The sequence below is a fragment of the Nonlabens sp. YIK11 genome (assembly GCF_001413925.1).
Classification (GTDB): Bacteria; Bacteroidota; Bacteroidia; order Flavobacteriales; family Flavobacteriaceae; genus Nonlabens.
The window spans coordinates 402,563-417,269 of sequence record NZ_LBMJ01000001.1 but is presented as its reverse complement, the minus strand read 5'-3'; the positions used below and the strand labels follow the sequence as shown (position 1 = coordinate 417,269).

16 protein-coding genes are annotated in these 14,707 nt (G+C 40.7%); 13 read left to right on the top strand and 3 right to left on the bottom strand.

Annotation, left to right across the window (positions count from 1 at the left end; all coding sequences use genetic code 11):
* Positions 1–8: 8 nt before the first annotated feature.
* From AAU57_RS01830 to tsaB, 11 genes are all read left to right on the top strand, one after another.
* On the top strand, positions 9–707 hold the full coding sequence (locus tag AAU57_RS01830) for a hypothetical protein (protein ID WP_055411299.1): 699 nt from the start codon (positions 9–11) through the stop codon (positions 705–707).
* Complete coding sequence (locus AAU57_RS01825) at positions 700–1,401, top strand: SCO family protein (protein ID WP_055411298.1); 702 nt, start codon at positions 700–702, stop codon at positions 1,399–1,401. Before AAU57_RS01830 ends, AAU57_RS01825 begins: the two co-directional genes overlap by 8 nt.
* A gap of 2 nt (positions 1,402–1,403) precedes the next feature.
* On the top strand, positions 1,404–1,925 hold the full coding sequence (locus AAU57_RS01820; RefSeq protein ID WP_055411297.1) for a DUF420 domain-containing protein: 522 nt from the start codon (positions 1,404–1,406) through the stop codon (positions 1,923–1,925).
* A 5-nt stretch (positions 1,926–1,930) separates the two neighbouring features.
* On the top strand, positions 1,931–2,149 hold the full coding sequence (locus AAU57_RS01815; RefSeq protein WP_055411296.1) for a hypothetical protein: 219 nt from the start codon (positions 1,931–1,933) through the stop codon (positions 2,147–2,149).
* Between the two features lie 83 nt (positions 2,150–2,232).
* Complete coding sequence (locus AAU57_RS01810) at positions 2,233–2,934, top strand: ABC transporter ATP-binding protein (RefSeq protein ID WP_055411295.1); 702 nt, start codon at positions 2,233–2,235, stop codon at positions 2,932–2,934.
* A complete protein-coding gene (locus AAU57_RS01805; protein ID WP_055411294.1) occupies positions 2,927–4,174 on the top strand; it encodes an ABC transporter permease in 1,248 nt (415 codons plus the stop codon). The genes AAU57_RS01810 and AAU57_RS01805 overlap by 8 nt, the downstream gene beginning before the upstream one ends.
* 1 nt (position 4,175) lies before the next feature.
* On the top strand, positions 4,176–5,435 hold the full coding sequence (locus tag AAU57_RS01800; protein ID WP_055411293.1) for an ABC transporter permease: 1,260 nt from the start codon (positions 4,176–4,178) through the stop codon (positions 5,433–5,435).
* A 29-nt stretch (positions 5,436–5,464) separates the two neighbouring features.
* A complete protein-coding gene (locus tag AAU57_RS01795; protein WP_055411292.1) occupies positions 5,465–6,634 on the top strand; it encodes an efflux RND transporter periplasmic adaptor subunit in 1,170 nt (389 codons plus the stop codon).
* Positions 6,635–6,687: 53 nt separating this feature from the next.
* Positions 6,688–8,154: a TolC family protein gene (locus AAU57_RS01790; protein ID WP_055411291.1), complete on the top strand. Its 1,467-nt coding sequence runs from the start codon at positions 6,688–6,690 to the stop codon at positions 8,152–8,154.
* A gap of 3 nt (positions 8,155–8,157) precedes the next feature.
* On the top strand, positions 8,158–9,432 hold the full coding sequence (locus AAU57_RS01785; RefSeq protein ID WP_055411290.1) for an efflux RND transporter periplasmic adaptor subunit: 1,275 nt from the start codon (positions 8,158–8,160) through the stop codon (positions 9,430–9,432).
* A 9-nt stretch (positions 9,433–9,441) separates the two neighbouring features.
* Positions 9,442–10,128 carry a tRNA (adenosine(37)-N6)-threonylcarbamoyltransferase complex dimerization subunit type 1 TsaB gene (tsaB, locus tag AAU57_RS01780; RefSeq protein WP_055411289.1) on the top strand — a complete coding sequence of 229 codons (687 nt, stop codon included), beginning with the start codon at positions 9,442–9,444 and terminating at the stop codon, positions 10,126–10,128.
* 105 nt (positions 10,129–10,233) lie between these two features.
* Here tsaB and AAU57_RS01775 read toward each other — a convergent pair whose 3' ends face one another.
* Positions 10,234–11,142 carry a NifU family protein gene (locus AAU57_RS01775; RefSeq protein ID WP_055411288.1) on the bottom strand — a complete coding sequence of 303 codons (909 nt, stop codon included), beginning with the start codon at positions 11,140–11,142 and terminating at the stop codon, positions 10,234–10,236.
* 234 nt (positions 11,143–11,376) lie between these two features.
* Between AAU57_RS01775 and AAU57_RS01770 the strand changes: the two genes are divergently transcribed.
* Positions 11,377–12,378 carry a type IX secretion system membrane protein PorP/SprF gene (locus AAU57_RS01770; protein ID WP_055411287.1) on the top strand — a complete coding sequence of 334 codons (1,002 nt, stop codon included), beginning with the start codon at positions 11,377–11,379 and terminating at the stop codon, positions 12,376–12,378.
* An 11-nt stretch (positions 12,379–12,389) separates the two neighbouring features.
* Entirely contained in the window at positions 12,390–12,938 is a 549-nt protein-coding gene (locus AAU57_RS01765; protein WP_055411286.1) for an RNA methyltransferase, read from the top strand.
* A 64-nt stretch (positions 12,939–13,002) separates the two neighbouring features.
* Here the strand turns inward: AAU57_RS01765 and AAU57_RS01760 are convergent, their stop codons facing one another.
* Positions 13,003–13,446, bottom strand: coding sequence for a hypothetical protein (locus AAU57_RS01760; RefSeq protein WP_055411285.1), 444 nt, complete (start codon positions 13,444–13,446; stop codon positions 13,003–13,005).
* 56 nt (positions 13,447–13,502) lie between these two features.
* Complete coding sequence (gene folK / locus AAU57_RS01755; protein ID WP_316931661.1) at positions 13,503–14,687, bottom strand: 2-amino-4-hydroxy-6-hydroxymethyldihydropteridine diphosphokinase; 1,185 nt, start codon at positions 14,685–14,687, stop codon at positions 13,503–13,505.
* Positions 14,688–14,707: the final 20 nt, after the last annotated feature.

Here is a 14,707-nt window from a genome sequence, read left to right as displayed (position 1 = left end):
ACCACAACATGTCAGCAAAAAAGGACACTTACGATATCAAGAAAACGAATCCGTTTGCCAAGTATTTTGTCTTGGTGGTATTGTTTGCGCTACCATTGGTAGCCTACTTATTCTTTTTGGGAGGAAAGCATCATTTTGATACACTTCCCGTAATGAATGAATCCGTTGGTTCATTAGAGAGTTTTAGAACCTTACAAGGTGATAGAGTCCAGCTTCAAGATAGTGTTAGTGTCATCACGTTATTAGGAAGTAATCCTTATACGAGGTTGGGATACGTTTCGAATATTAATGAGAAGATCTATAAGGAGTTTCACGAGTTTGACACCTTTCAAATGATTTCTATCATACCACAAGCTGGTGTTGCAGATATTGAAGAGATGCGTTCCCAGATGCGTGGCACTACAGACATTGAAGACTGGCATTTTGTAACGGCAACGGACCAACAAATCAAGGACTTTTATGCATCCTTAGATTCAGGACTCGATCTTAACGAAGATCTTTCATCCAACTACGCCTTTATCTTTGATAAAAATGGCGCATTGCGCGGTCGCGAGGCAGATGACGAAGATCCAGCACTTTACGGATATAACACAGAAAGCATCGCAGCATTACAAAAAACAATGATCGATGATATGCGAGTGCTGCTGGCAGAATATAGATTTGCCTTCAAGAAAAACCGCGACGATCAAATAAAGGACGATGAGTAAAGAAAACAACACGCCTTATTATATAGGACTTGGGATCATTATTTTGATCTTCGGTTATTTTGCTGTTACCAATATTATAGATTACGTCCAGAAGGATAAAGTCGTGGACAGCAACCGCAGCGAGGACCGTGATCCAGTGGCAGACAAATTTTTATACAAGTTCAATAAGGTTCCAGACTTTGAATTTGTCAATCAAAATGGCGACACCATCACTAATGAAACTCTTTTAGGTAAAGTATATATCGTAGATTTTTTCTTCACTACTTGTCCTACTATATGCACTCCTATGAGTCGCAATCTATCGATCGTTACAGAGAAACTCGCCAAATACGATGATTATAGATCAGTTTCTATAAGTATAGATCCAGAAAACGATACTCCAGCAGTTTTGAAAGAGTACGCCGCGCGCTACAATGCTAATGATTCCATCTGGCATTTTTTGACAGGAGATAAAGCAGCGACCTATCAGCTTGCGCGAGAAGGATTCAGCTCCTTTGTTGGGGAAAGCGACGATCCAGCCATACGTTTTGAGCACAGCGGTAACTTTGCACTTGTAGATCAGGAAGGTTATATAAGATCCCGTAAGGATGCCTTTGGGAATTGGATCAAAGTATATAGTGGCATTGAAGAAAATGGCTTTCCTGCCATGATCAAGGAGATTACAGAAGACGCAGAAACCCTTTTGAATAAATAATCATGTTAGAAAAACGTGGCCCAGCGATCATTATCGCAATTTCAATTATCGTACCGCTAGTCGTGGTAGTGCTCATGTTCATGCCAGAGCGTTACAACTTTCTAGGAGTAGAATCTGGACTTTTTCCATTGTTCCACGCCATTTTAAATGGTAGTACTGCTTTATTGCTTATCACAGGTTTGACCCTAATCAAATCAGGCAATCGCAAGGCGCACCGTGCTGTAATGACAACAGCATTTGTATTGAGCGCGATTTTTCTCGTGAGCTATGTCATCTCAAAAATAAGCAATGAACCTGTTGCCTATCCAGAAGATGCACCGTTGCGCATGGTGTATCTGTTTATCTTGATCACGCACATTGTGCTATCTGGTATCATCTTGCCACTCGTATTATATACCATGTATTTTGCATGGAATAAGCGATTTGAACGACACAAGAAAATAGCACGTTGGACCTTTCCTATTTGGCTATACATTGCCATCACCGGTGTTTTGGTTTACGTGTTCATGCAACCTTATTATTAAATACCTTGAAAAAGCTCGTTACTCTTATTGTAGTTCTTCTTTTTTCCGCTTTCGCGAAAGCGCAATGTGCCATGTGCCGTGCCGTTATTGAAAGTGGCGGTAGCACTGCCGAAGCTGAAGGATTAAACAATGGAATCACCTATCTCATGATTTTCCCATACCTACTGGTAGGCGGAATTATTTACATGATCTATCGCAGTACCACACGCAAAAAGGTGAATTAACGCATATTTAACAAGCATTATGTAACTATTGGATTTTATTGGAGTCTATATAGGTGCACTTTTGTGCGCTGAAATATTTGCCCATGATTGAAATCAAAGACCTCCATAAGTCCTACAAAACAGGTAGTAACTCGCTACACGTACTCAAGGGAATCAATTTTAGCGTTAAAGAAGGTGAGTTGGTCTCCATCATGGGATCTTCAGGATCTGGTAAGTCAACACTGTTGAATATTCTGGGAATGCTGGATGAGGCAGATGAAGGCAGCTACACTCTGGACGGGACACCCATTAAAAACCTTAATGAAAAGATCGCAGCGCGTTACCGCAACAAATTCTTGGGCTTCATATTCCAATCTTTTAATTTGATTGGCTACAAAAATGCAATCGATAACGTTGCTTTGCCGCTGTATTACCAAAAGATCTCTCGTAAAGAACGAGAAGAAAAGGCCATGCATTATCTGGAAAAAGTAGGCCTTGCAGAATGGGCAGACCATCTTCCCAACCAACTTTCTGGTGGACAAAAGCAACGTGTTGCCATCGCCCGAGCACTGGCGAGTGACCCCAAAGTACTACTGGCAGATGAACCTACGGGTGCCCTTGATACCAAAACCTCTTATGAAGTCATGGATTTGATCCAAGGAATCAATGAAGAAGGTCGCACGATTCTAGTCGTTACCCACGAGCCTGATATTGCACAAATGACAAAGCGCATCGTGAACCTTAAAGACGGTCGCATCATTGACGACACTATGGTGGATCAAGTAAAAGCCTTGGCTCATGTTTAGTATAGAAAGCTGGCAAGAAATTTTTGAAACCATACGCAAGAACAAACTACGCACGTTTCTCACGGCGTTTTCTGTGTTTTTGGGAATCTTTATTCTAGTCATTCTCATGGGATTCTCCAATGGCATTGAGAATGGTGTGAAGTCAGAATTTGAGAGCGATGCCACCAATAGAATATCCATACGTACGGGAACCACAACTAAAAGTTATAACGGTCTCAATCCAGGTAGGAATCTGCAGTTGCGTAACGGCGATTATGATAATTTAAGCCAGCGGTATGAAGACCAGATCGAATATAAAACGGGAACCTACTCCACTTGGGGTGGCCAGGTAAATTACAAGCAGCAGCAAGGCAATTATCGTATTGAAGGTGCCAATGCCGACCAGCAATTCATAGAAAACCAATCCATGGTCGTCGGTCGTTTTCTCAATCAAACGGATCTTGAAGAAAAGAAAAAGGTTGCCGTCATCGGTAACCAGATGAAACTGGATTTGTTCAAAGATGAAGATCCCATCAACAAAACCATTTTACTGAATAACAACATCAACTTTAGAGTGGTAGGTGTTTATACAGATCCAGGCGGCAATCGAGAAGAGTCTAGATTGTTTATTCCTTTGACCACTGCACAGCAAGTATTTAATGCTGGAGATAACATACGCAGTATTGCCTATACGGTAAAAATGAGTGATAATTTTGATGAGGCTGTGGATTTAAGTATGGCAATGTCACAGTCCATTGATCAGGATTTAAGAAGTAGATTCTCCGTCGCACCAGACGACCGCTCTGCAGTACGTGTGGACAATACTCTAGAGCAGGCACAAAAAATCTACGGACTTATCGATACCATTAGAGCCGTGTTCTGGTTCATAGGAATTGGAACCATCATCGCTGGTATTGTAGGCGTTAGTAACATCATGCTGATTATTGTAAAAGAACGAACCAAGGAAATAGGGATACGCAAGGCTTTGGGAGCACTGCCTTCTGCGATCACAGGAATGATTCTTCAAGAAGCCATTTTTATCACGGCTATCGCAGGATTCATTGGATTGTTTGCCGGTGTTCTTGCCATGGAAGCTATTGGTCCTTTAGTAGAAACCGATTTTCTTAAGTATCCTAAAGCAGACCTCAAGACCTCGCTTACTACGGTGATCATTTTGATCATAGCTGGAGCGATCGCAGGATACATTCCAGCCCGCAGAGCGGCAAACATCAAACCAATTGAAGCTTTAAGAGACGAATAATATGTTTAGCAAGGACCGATGGAATGAAATATTAGAAGCGCTCAACGCAAATAGGTTCAGGACCTTTTTGACGGCATTTGGTGTATTTTGGGGTATTCTCATTTTGGTGTTATTGCTGGCCATGACTAATGGTCTTAAGACGGGTGTTAGTAAAGATTTCGGTGATTTTGCCACCAACTCCATGTTCATGTGGGCTCAAAGAACTTCCATGCCCTATAAAGGTTTTGAGAAAGGACGTCGTTTTGATTTGAAAGTAGGCGATGTAGATGTGCTCAAACGCAAATTTCCAGAACTTAAATACGTCTCTCCTAGATTTAGATTAGGTGGATATCGTGGTTCTAATAATGTTACTCGTAATGAGAAAACTGGAGCTTTTGAGATCAGCGGTGACTACCCAGAATTTATCAATCAGCAACCTATGGATATCATTAAGGGTAGATTCATTAGTTACTCAGATATCGATAATAATTTAAAGTCTGCAGTGATAGGTGTAGATGTAGTAAAGACTTTATACGATGTAGGTGTAGATCCTATAGATACGTACATCTCCATCAATGGTGTCAATTTTAAAGTGGTAGGCGTGTTTCAAAACCCTAACAGTTCAGGAGACTCTGAAGAAGAGGCTAATACCATTTATCTACCATTTACCACATTCGCAAAATCCTTTAATTCTGGAGACAATGTTGGATTCATGGCGATTACCGCTTATGATGACTATAATATTACAGAGCTCAAACCACAAATACTGGCTACCATCAAAGAACAGCGCAGTGTGCATCCTAACGATGAGCGTGCCCTAGGAAACTATGATATCGCTGAGCAGTTTGCCAAAGTCAACGGCCTGTTCAATATTCTATCGTTTGTTGGCTTTTTCGTTGGCGGATTAATCTTGATTTCAGGAGGAATAGGAATCAGCAATATTATGTTGATTGTCGTTAAGGAAAGAACTAATGAAATAGGTGTACGTCGAGCGTTGGGAGCAACACCTTGGGATATCAAGGCACAGATCCTGCAGGAAAGTGTTGTTCTAACCTTAGCTGCTGGTTTTGCAGGAATTGCTTTTTCTGCTGGAGTCATTTGGATCATGAATTTCATCCTGGATCAGAATGGTCCTGTGGAGAATTTTGCCAACCCAACCGTAAATATCAATGTCATTTTCATCGCCTTGGCCATTTTGGTAATCGCTGGTTTGCTAGCTGGATTCATACCAGCATCTAGAGCGACACAAATGAAGCCAGTGGACGCATTAAGAACAGAATAAATAAACAAAAAGAATAAACTCAACTAGAAATGAAACGTAAAGGAACCATCATACTACTGTCCGTTATCGTGCTCTCAGTCATCGCTGGAATATGGTACATCGTCGTTAAAGACCTGGAAGATCCTGTAGAATATGCTACAGAAATGCCAGAACAAAGAACGATTGTAAAAGAGACGGTTGCCACAGGAAGCATTGTTCCTAAGGAAGAAGTCAACATTAAACCCAACATTTCTGGAGTTATTGAGACGATCCACGTAGAAGCTGGTGAATATGTCGAGGCTGGAGACCTTATTGCAGATATTAAAGTGGTACCTAATGTAAGTTCTTTGACCAGTGCTAAAAACAGCATTGCCTCTCAAAGAAATGCTGTGGAAACAGCAAAACTGGCATTTGACAATCAGACCGCGATCTATAACAGACAAAAGGAACTTTTTAATAAAGGAGTGATTTCTGCAAACGATTTTGACATTGCCCAAAACAACTACAACAATGCTAGACAACGCTATGATCAGGAAAAGGTAGCTTTGACTGGCGCTAGCCAAAACTATGACATCATACGTACGGGTACCACCGCAGGATTAGGAGAATATGCCAATACCAATGTGAGAGCCACAGTATCTGGAATGGTCCTAGACGTACCAGTTAAAGTTGGTAACCAGGTCATAGAAGCAAACAACTTCAATGAAGGTACAGCGATTGCACTTATTGCAGACGTTAATAAAATGATCTTTGAAGGAAAAGTTGACGAGTCTGAAGTAGGTAAAATCAAAGAAGGATTACCACTGGAAATTACCGTTGGTGCCTATGACAATAAAAAATTTGATGCCGTACTGGATTACATCGCTCCTAAAGGTGTTGCAGAAAACGGCGCCATACAATTTGCCATAAAAGGAACATTAAAGCAAAGCGAAGATAATTCCTTTGTACGTGCAGGCTTAAGCGCAAATGCTAGCATCATTCTGGATAAGGCAGAAGATGTTCTCGCGATCAAAGAAGCTTTGGTACAATACGACCCAACTACCAAAAAGCCATTTGTAGAAGTAGCCGTTGGAGATCAGGAATTTGAAAAGAGAGATATAGAGTTGGGATTGAGTAACGGTATTTATGTAGAAATCAAAAGTGGTATTACCAGCAACGATCGTATCAAAGTCTGGAACGCCTTGAAACCAGCGGCAACAGCAACTAATTACGGCGGTTAGAAAAATCTTGTAACAAATACCAATTAAGAACTACCTATAGACATTACCAGATTATGAAGAACTTAATTATTTGCATGGCAGTTTTTGGTTGTTTCGCTTTCGCGAAAGCGCAAACCCCAACAGCCTCTACTAACAATAAGCAATGGACCTTGAGCGAGTGTGTGCAATACGCACTGGAAAACAACATATCCATCAAGCAAAGCCAGCTGGACATAGAATCTGCAGATGCCGATAGACTAAACGCCTTTGGAAACTTTTTGCCTACAGCAAATGCATCTGGTGGTGTTTCAGAAAACACGGGTCTTAGTTTTAACCCGGTAACAAACAATGCTCAAACCACCACGTTCCTATCGGTGACTGGTAGAATCAACATAGGTTATACGCTATTTGATGGTTTGAGAAATGTGAGACAGCTACAACAAGCTAAAATCGCTCAGATCGCTAGCCTGTACAGGCTGGACAAAATGAAGGATGATATATCCTTATTTGTGGCAAATAGTTATTTGGAAATTCTTACGAACAAGGCAAACCTAGAAGTACTTCAATCTCAAAATCAAGTTACCCTAGATCAAATCGAGCGCACACAAGAATTAGTGGATGCTGGACAATTGCCTAAAGGTGACCTTCTTGAGATCCAAGCGACCAACGCATCAGAGCAGCAGCAAATTATCAATGCCCAAAATGCCGTGACCATTAGTAAGATAAGCCTGGCGCAATTACTTCTTATAAAGGACTACGAGACTTTTGACATTGCGGACGAGGATTATGAAATTATTGATGAAAGCATTGCCAGTAAACCTGTAAGCGAAATTATCGCTGGAGCAGAAAGTAATCGCTCTGAAGTTAAAATCGCCGAGAAGGAAGTAGAGCTGGCAGAAAAGTCCTTACAAATCGCTAAAGGTGCTTATTATCCTAGTTTAAGTGCATTTTTTGGCTACGATACAAGATACACGGACGCAACATCTTTTACGCAAACCGTAGATCCAGACAATCCTGTTTCTATAGAACAGATAGGTGTGGTTCAAGAAACTGGACAAGCCGTGGTTGGTGAATTTCCCAACACCATAGCCACCTTACGTGGTGCTGATCCATTTATTGACCAGTTGTATCAAAACGATGGTATCGCTTATGGATTCCAATTAAGCATTCCCATATTCAATGGTTTCAGTGTTCGTAGCAACGTGCAGCGCAACCAAGTAAACCTTAAAAGAACTGAATATCAATTAGAGCAAGCAAAGCTGGATCTTGAGAGTAACGTTTATCAAGCCTATGTAGATGTGAAAGGTGCACGCGAGTCCTATGAAGCAGCAAAAAAGGCAGTAGAATCTCAAGAACTGGCTTACAACTATGCGACAGAACGATACGATGTTGGGTTGACCAATGCTTTTGATTTCAGCCAGAGTAAGTTGAGATATGACAATTCAAAAATCAATCTGAATCAAGCCAAATTCAATTACTTATTCAGACTTAAAGTGCTTGAATTGTTCTTTGGTATTGAACCAACAGATTTAAAACTATAGAAGATGAATAGAAAATTACTAATAGCATTAATTATTGTTGGAGTACTGGTAATCGGGTTTGGTGCGCTTAAGGTTTTAGGTGTCATAGGATCTTCAGATGAAGGTACTAAGGTGGAGACCATGATCGTTGAGAAAATGGACGTTACTGAAACCGTTAGCGCTACTGGTAAAATCAAACCAGAAATTGAGGTGAGTATATCACCTGAAGTTCCTGGAGAAATCATTCAGCTAAATGTAAAGGAAGGCGAGGCTGTAGAAAAAGGTCAGTTGCTAGTTATGATCAACCCTGATTTGTTGGAGTCTAGTGTTAACAGATCCAGAGCAGGTCTTTCCAATTCCAGATCCAACTATGCACAAGCTCAGGCCAGTCTTACAGAAGCTAAAGCCAATTTTGAGCGCAGCTCAAAATTGTTTAAGAAAGGAGTCATATCGCAATCAGATTACGATACTGCGCTGGCTAATTACGATCGTGCTCAGGCAGCAGAACGGTCGGCCTACTTTAGTGTTCAAAGTGCGGCAGCAACAGTAAATGAAGCTGCAGATAACTTGGGACGTACCAGTATTTATGCACCTATGACAGGTACCGTCTCTCTCCTTGCCGTTGAATTGGGTGAAAGAGTAGTGGGAACCCAGCAAATGGCTGGTACAGAATTGTTGCGGGTAGCAGATCTTTCGCAGATGGAAGTTGAGGTAGATGTCAATGAAAATGACATTGTAAAGATCAATGTAGGCGACAAAGCCATTGTGGAAGTTGACGCGTACCTTAAAAAGGAATTTGAGGGTCAAGTAACTGAGATAGCTAATACGGCTACTGGAACACTTACCGCAGATCAAGTGACGAACTTTAAAGTTAAAATTAGAATCCTTTCTGAATCCTATAAAGATCTCACCGAAGGAAAACCAGACAACTATAGTCCGTTCAAACCTGGAATGACTGCTACTGTAGATATCATTACAAAAGAACGCAAAGATGCTATTGCCGTGCCTATAAGCGCGATTGTAGTAAAAAATGACACCACAAGCTCCTACAAAAAACCAGAAGTCACATCGAACACTGAAAAGTTTGAATGTGTCTTTGTTGAGGAAAATGGTAAGGCAAAATTGAAAGTGGTCAAAACAGGCATTCAAGATGATAAAAACATTGTCATCACTTCTGGTTTGGAGCCTGGTGAAACGGTGATCACAGGTCCTTATAGAACGGTTACAGATGTTCTCAAAAGCGGAACCAAAGTAAATGCCAAGTCTACGCCAGATAAAAAACCAGCTGACATTGAATAATCATTTGGTATGCCTTTGATTCTTTGCTTGGAAACCTCTTCTACCAATTGCTCTGTTGCATTAGCAACCGATCAAGGTGGTTTTGAAAATAATTTAGGCGTGATGAACTGCTTGGATCTTAGTGAAGATCAAAGCGACTCTTACAGCCATGGAGAACGACTTCACGTTTTTATTGACGAGATACTCAAAAGGAATGCGTTATCAACCACAGACCTTGATGCCATAGCTGTAAGTAAAGGTCCTGGTTCTTACACGGGTTTGCGAATAGGAGTAGCAAGTGCTAAAGGCTTATGCTTTGCATTAGACATACCATTAATCGCCATCGATACATTGGAGTCACTTGCCTTGCAAGTTCCTAAACCATCTAATTATGTGATCCCGATGTTAGACGCTCGTCGCATGGAGGTTTATACCAGTGTTTTTCAAAACAATAAAAAGATCAAGGAAACAACAGCTACCATCTTGGAACCAACCACATTCCAGCAAACTTTAAATAGAAGTAACGTTACTGTCATAGGTTCTGGAGCCTTGAAGTTTAAAGAACTCAATAAGGATAATAAGAATACTTATGTTGATGCTTTACCTACTGCCTTAACTATGTGTGATCTTGCCATGGTAGCCTATAAAAAAAGCGATGTCGCAGAAGACATCGCTTATTTTGAACCCTTTTACTTGAAGGAGTTTAAATCAAATTAATTGTTTTGAGGTAAATTTTGAATTTACTTTTTTATTCAAAAACCTTATTATGTATAACTTGAGATCATTACTCAGTGATACGCATAATTGGTTGAGACCAAATAATTACCCGTTTGTCGCCACAACTCTATTGATTTTACCTGGAATCATTTCTTTCAACATCGTTTCGATTCCATTTTTTAAGGTCATGGTTGAACTGGGACAGCCGCTACAAGCTCCTTGAAGTATCACGTTTACCTCTTGGGAGTTTTCATCATAGCTTTCAAAGGCTATGTTACCACCATCGCTGGCTACGGCTGGTCGTATGTATTCATCTAGTATTTCTACGATCTTTTTTGAGACCTCACTCAAATTCTCAAACTTAGGCAAGCTCATTTCCTCGCCTTTCTCTTTGGAAGTGCCCGCGCTGTATTTGGAAACCCCTATTTCTTGGCCGTTTTCAATGAACTCTTTTATAAATGACCTGATTTCATTGGTGATTTCTGGCCACTCAACAATATCGTGCTTTGTGACAGATATGTAGTTCTCATCCACAAAGATTTCTTTTACAAAAGGAAAGGTGTACAGCTTTCGCGAAAGCGAACCAGACTCAGTATCCTCAATTGTTTTAAACTCCTGACTGGTGACCGTCAGCTTCTTATTAGCGACATACTTCATCACGGACGGATTAGGAGTAGCTTCTGCATAAACAGTTACTGGAACCTTCTTGACTTCACCTTCTTCTGGTAGTAGAGGCTTGTCGCTGTTGAGGTATTGTTCGATTTGTTGTGCCACCTCATCCTGTACATCGCTCCATTCAACAATGTCATAGCGTTCAATAGCGATAAAGTTTTGGGCGATATAAACCGTTTTCACAAACGGCAAGTAGAAAAGCTGTTGTGCTAGTGGTGATGGCTTTGCCTCATCAATATTTTTAAACTCATAACTGTGGTTCTTCACTAAAAACTGGTTGCTTTCAAACTTAATGATAGCATCATTTGTAGTGGAAACGACTTTTATGGTGTGTGTGCTCATAGCTTAATTATTATGTTTGCAAAGATAGAGCGATCATAGATCAATCGGCTTTATTTGTAAATGCATTCTTTTATGGTTCAATGGTCAAATACAATCGTCAACCTAGACCAGATGCCTTGCCTGATTGTTGCTATTATATGATATATTTGAGGCAATGGATAATAACAAGCAAATTGTATTTGTTGTCATAAAACAAATAGCACCGCCTTGCGTTATTTCTGTAGAATTTACTTGATGAAGCATTTTTTCTTTTTCCTCTCATTTGTCTGCCTTGTTAATTTTAGCACTGCTCAAGAAGGAATACCGGTGTATCAGGATTACTTGATGGACAATCTGTACCTATTACATCCATCCATGGCGGGTGCGGCAAATTGCGGTAAAGTAAGAGCCACGGCAAGACAGCAATGGTTTGATCAAGAGGATGCTCCTAACTTGCAAACCTTGAGTTTTAATACCGCGATAGGTCAAAATAGTGGTATAGGTGCGATTGTATTTAATGACAAAAACGGGTATCACTCACAGACAGGTGCCTACTTATCCTATGCCTATCACTTGCAAGTAGGTGGTGGTTATGAGGATTTGAACAGATTGTCTTTTGGCGCAAATGTAGGATTGGTGCAAAGCCGCCTGGATGAGACCAGCTTTGACCGTACGAACTTTGACCCCATTATTACTGGCGTTCTCGTTAGTGACTCCTATTTCAATATTGATTTTGGAATGTCTTATCTTTACAAGGATTTCTTTGTTCATGCCACGTTGAAAAATCCCATTTTTCAAAATCGTGAGATATACTCAGAAGGTTTTGAGAGTACCAACCAGCTGCGCTACATTGTAAATGCCGGCTATTTGATCGCTCCCAGAAAATCTGACTGGCAGTTTGAACCATCTGTATTGTACCAGCGTACAGATCGTACCAAGGAACAATTTGTAGACCTTAATGCAAAAGCTTTCTACGATTTGAATGAGGACACAACCCTTTACATGGGACTTTCCTACCGTCAAAGTTTTGAAGGAGCCGAATTCCAGAATGGAGCCGATATCCAACAACAAAACCTTTCCTTACTGTCACCCTTCATAGGAGCTAAATTTGACAGCTTTACCGTAGGCTATACTTACAGCCAGCAATTTGGCGAGGTTCAGTTTGCGAGTGGTGGTTTTCACCAGATCACGTTGGGAATTGACTTCTTATGTACCAAGGATCGCTGGAGCTGTAATTGCCCTGCGGTGAATCTATAAGCCTTACCGTTTTGTCCGAAACCAGAAAACTTCTCAATGACGAGCTGGATAGGCTGTCTCCAGACCGCTTTCGCGAAAGCGAAAAAACACCACTCATCATCGTTCTTGACAATGTTCGCAGTTTGAACAACGTGGGAAGCGTTTTCCGCAGTGCAGATGCCTATCGTGTAGAGAAAATATATTTGTGCGGCATTACCGCGCAGCCACCGCATCGAGAGATACGCAAGACCGCATTGGGCGCAACCGAAAGTGTCGCTTGGGAATATGTAGAAAATACCATGGATGTCATCAATGCACTCAATGATGCCGGTTATACCACATGCGCTATCGAGCAGGCAGAACGCTCTCAAAACCTCTATAATTTTTCACCATCCATAGGTGATAAAGTCGCCATCGTGTTGGGCAATGAAGTTAAAGGCGTGCAACAAGACGTGGTAGATGCCTGTAAGGAAGTGATTGAACTGGATCAATTTGGCACCAAGCACAGTTTAAATATTTCGGTTTGTGCTGGGATCGTGATCTATGATATCTTTAATAAGATTAGTAAGTTGAGGTCTTAGGTTTTAGAGGCCTTCTAGTTTATTTCACTAGCTCAATTTACAACTGTCTAAGAGCTCTTATTCTTCATTTTTTTTGCAATTCTGACAGCATGATCCCGCCACAACTTATCAATTTAGATAATAAAGCAGAATCAACATTTTTTGATAGAACCTCACCAGAATAATATTTGTTAAAAACAGTTTCAGGTCTGAATTGGATTTGATAAGTTGTGTCTAAGATGGAAAAATCAGGAGTTTTATTGCTTGTACGATTATCGTATGTCACATAAGGTTGATAGATAATATCAGTAATACTCTTTTCATTGAGATATATAATTCTTCTTTGAAAAGATAATTCACCACCATTTGTAGCTTCTATATAAACTAGCTCACCGTTGAAGTAATAACCATCTACCGCGCCGCCACATTTTGATTTAGCACCAAAAGAACTTTTTTGAAGTAACCCCTTTTCTCTCAGTGAATCTATTTTAATGGCATACGCAGTTCTATCTAAATCTGCAATTTCCATTGAATGGTTTGTTTTGCAGGAGAGTAATACTAATACGAGTATGAAGCAATAAATTTTCATTTAGCTTGAGAATTAATAGCTTCAGAGATTTGCCGCAGTACTTCGAGATAATCCTGTTGATTATTCACAAAATCCAGATTTGTCACGTCAATGACTTTTATCTTTAAGTCCTTCTGTGACCTTATAAAATCAGAATATCCTTGCTGTATCTGCGCTAGATAACTGGCTTCAATATTTTGTTCATAGTCGCGACCGCGTTTCTTGATGTTTTCCAGTAATCGCTCCTCGGTTTGATAGAGGTATACGTAAAGATCTGGCTTGACCAACTCCTTATACATCATATTGAATAGACGTTTGTAAAGCGCGTACTCTTCTGACTGCAAGGTGATTTTGCTAAAAATCAATGACTTGATCACATAATAATCTGCCACGGTAAAGTTGGAGAACAACTCATGCTGTGCCACATCATCACTAAGCTGTTGGTAGCGATCTGCTAGAAAGGACATCTCTAGCGGAAAGCTGTAGCGCTCTTTATCTTCATAGAAAAGCGGTAAAAACGGGTTGTCCGCAAAACGTTCCAGTACGCATTTACCTTTAAAATCCTCACTGATCTTATGGGCCAGGCTGGTTTTTCCAGATCCTATATTTCCCTCAATCGCAATAAAGTTGAGCTGATCAATGGGAAATCTGTTCAAGGCGAGTTGATCGTTGTCTAGGCTACTTTTACTATTGGAAATAAGATTGTCGACAATCTGCTTTCGCGAAAGCGATATTCCACTTTCCCCAACCACATGTTCTAGTTCTTTTGAAAATGCCAGTGAACCTATCGTTTTTTTGAGAACAGGATGCTCTACATCACTGGCGATGGCGCTTAAAGGCTTCATGACAAAATCCCGATCCAGCATATGTGGATGCGGTATCGTGAGCTGTGGATCGTCCATGATCACATCGTCATAAAGAAGTATGTCCAGGTCAATGACTCGGTTTTCATAGCTCTCACCAGTTTTGGGCAGTCGTCCCATGGACTTCTCGATGCCCTGCAAGATTTCTAGGGCTTCCACAGGTGTTTTAATCGCATGAACTAGTATGCAGCTGTTCAAAAAATCATTGCCGTCAAAACCCATGGCAGGAACTTCATAAACCGGCGCCACTTTGATAATGAGTCCCAATTGCTGCTCAATAAGGTCCACGGCGTCGCATAGGTTCTCAAACCTATCGCCTAGATTACTTCCTAATGCTATGAAAATCTTATGGTTATGAT

Excerpts from the sequence above, each read along its gene's own strand:
- AAU57_RS01830 (WP_055411299.1), top strand. The coding sequence starts at position 9 with ATGTCAGCAAAAAAGGACACTTACGATATCAAGAAAACGAATCCGTTT.
- AAU57_RS01825 (WP_055411298.1), top strand. The coding sequence starts at position 700 with ATGAGTAAAGAAAACAACACGCCTTATTATATAGGACTTGGGATCATT.
- AAU57_RS01820 (WP_055411297.1), top strand. The coding sequence starts at position 1,404 with ATGTTAGAAAAACGTGGCCCAGCGATCATTATCGCAATTTCAATTATC.
- AAU57_RS01810 (WP_055411295.1), top strand. The coding sequence starts at position 2,233 with ATGATTGAAATCAAAGACCTCCATAAGTCCTACAAAACAGGTAGTAAC.
- AAU57_RS01805 (WP_055411294.1), top strand. The coding sequence starts at position 2,927 with ATGTTTAGTATAGAAAGCTGGCAAGAAATTTTTGAAACCATACGCAAG.
- AAU57_RS01800 (WP_055411293.1), top strand. The coding sequence starts at position 4,176 with ATGTTTAGCAAGGACCGATGGAATGAAATATTAGAAGCGCTCAACGCA.
- AAU57_RS01795 (WP_055411292.1), top strand. The coding sequence starts at position 5,465 with ATGAAACGTAAAGGAACCATCATACTACTGTCCGTTATCGTGCTCTCA.
- AAU57_RS01790 (WP_055411291.1), top strand. The coding sequence starts at position 6,688 with ATGAAGAACTTAATTATTTGCATGGCAGTTTTTGGTTGTTTCGCTTTC.
- AAU57_RS01785 (WP_055411290.1), top strand. The coding sequence starts at position 8,158 with ATGAATAGAAAATTACTAATAGCATTAATTATTGTTGGAGTACTGGTA.
- tsaB (WP_055411289.1), top strand. The coding sequence starts at position 9,442 with ATGCCTTTGATTCTTTGCTTGGAAACCTCTTCTACCAATTGCTCTGTT.
- AAU57_RS01775 (WP_055411288.1), bottom strand. The coding sequence starts at position 11,142 with ATGAGCACACACACCATAAAAGTCGTTTCCACTACAAATGATGCTATC.
- AAU57_RS01770 (WP_055411287.1), top strand. The coding sequence starts at position 11,377 with ATGAAGCATTTTTTCTTTTTCCTCTCATTTGTCTGCCTTGTTAATTTT.
- AAU57_RS01760 (WP_055411285.1), bottom strand. The coding sequence starts at position 13,446 with ATGGAAATTGCAGATTTAGATAGAACTGCGTATGCCATTAAAATAGAT.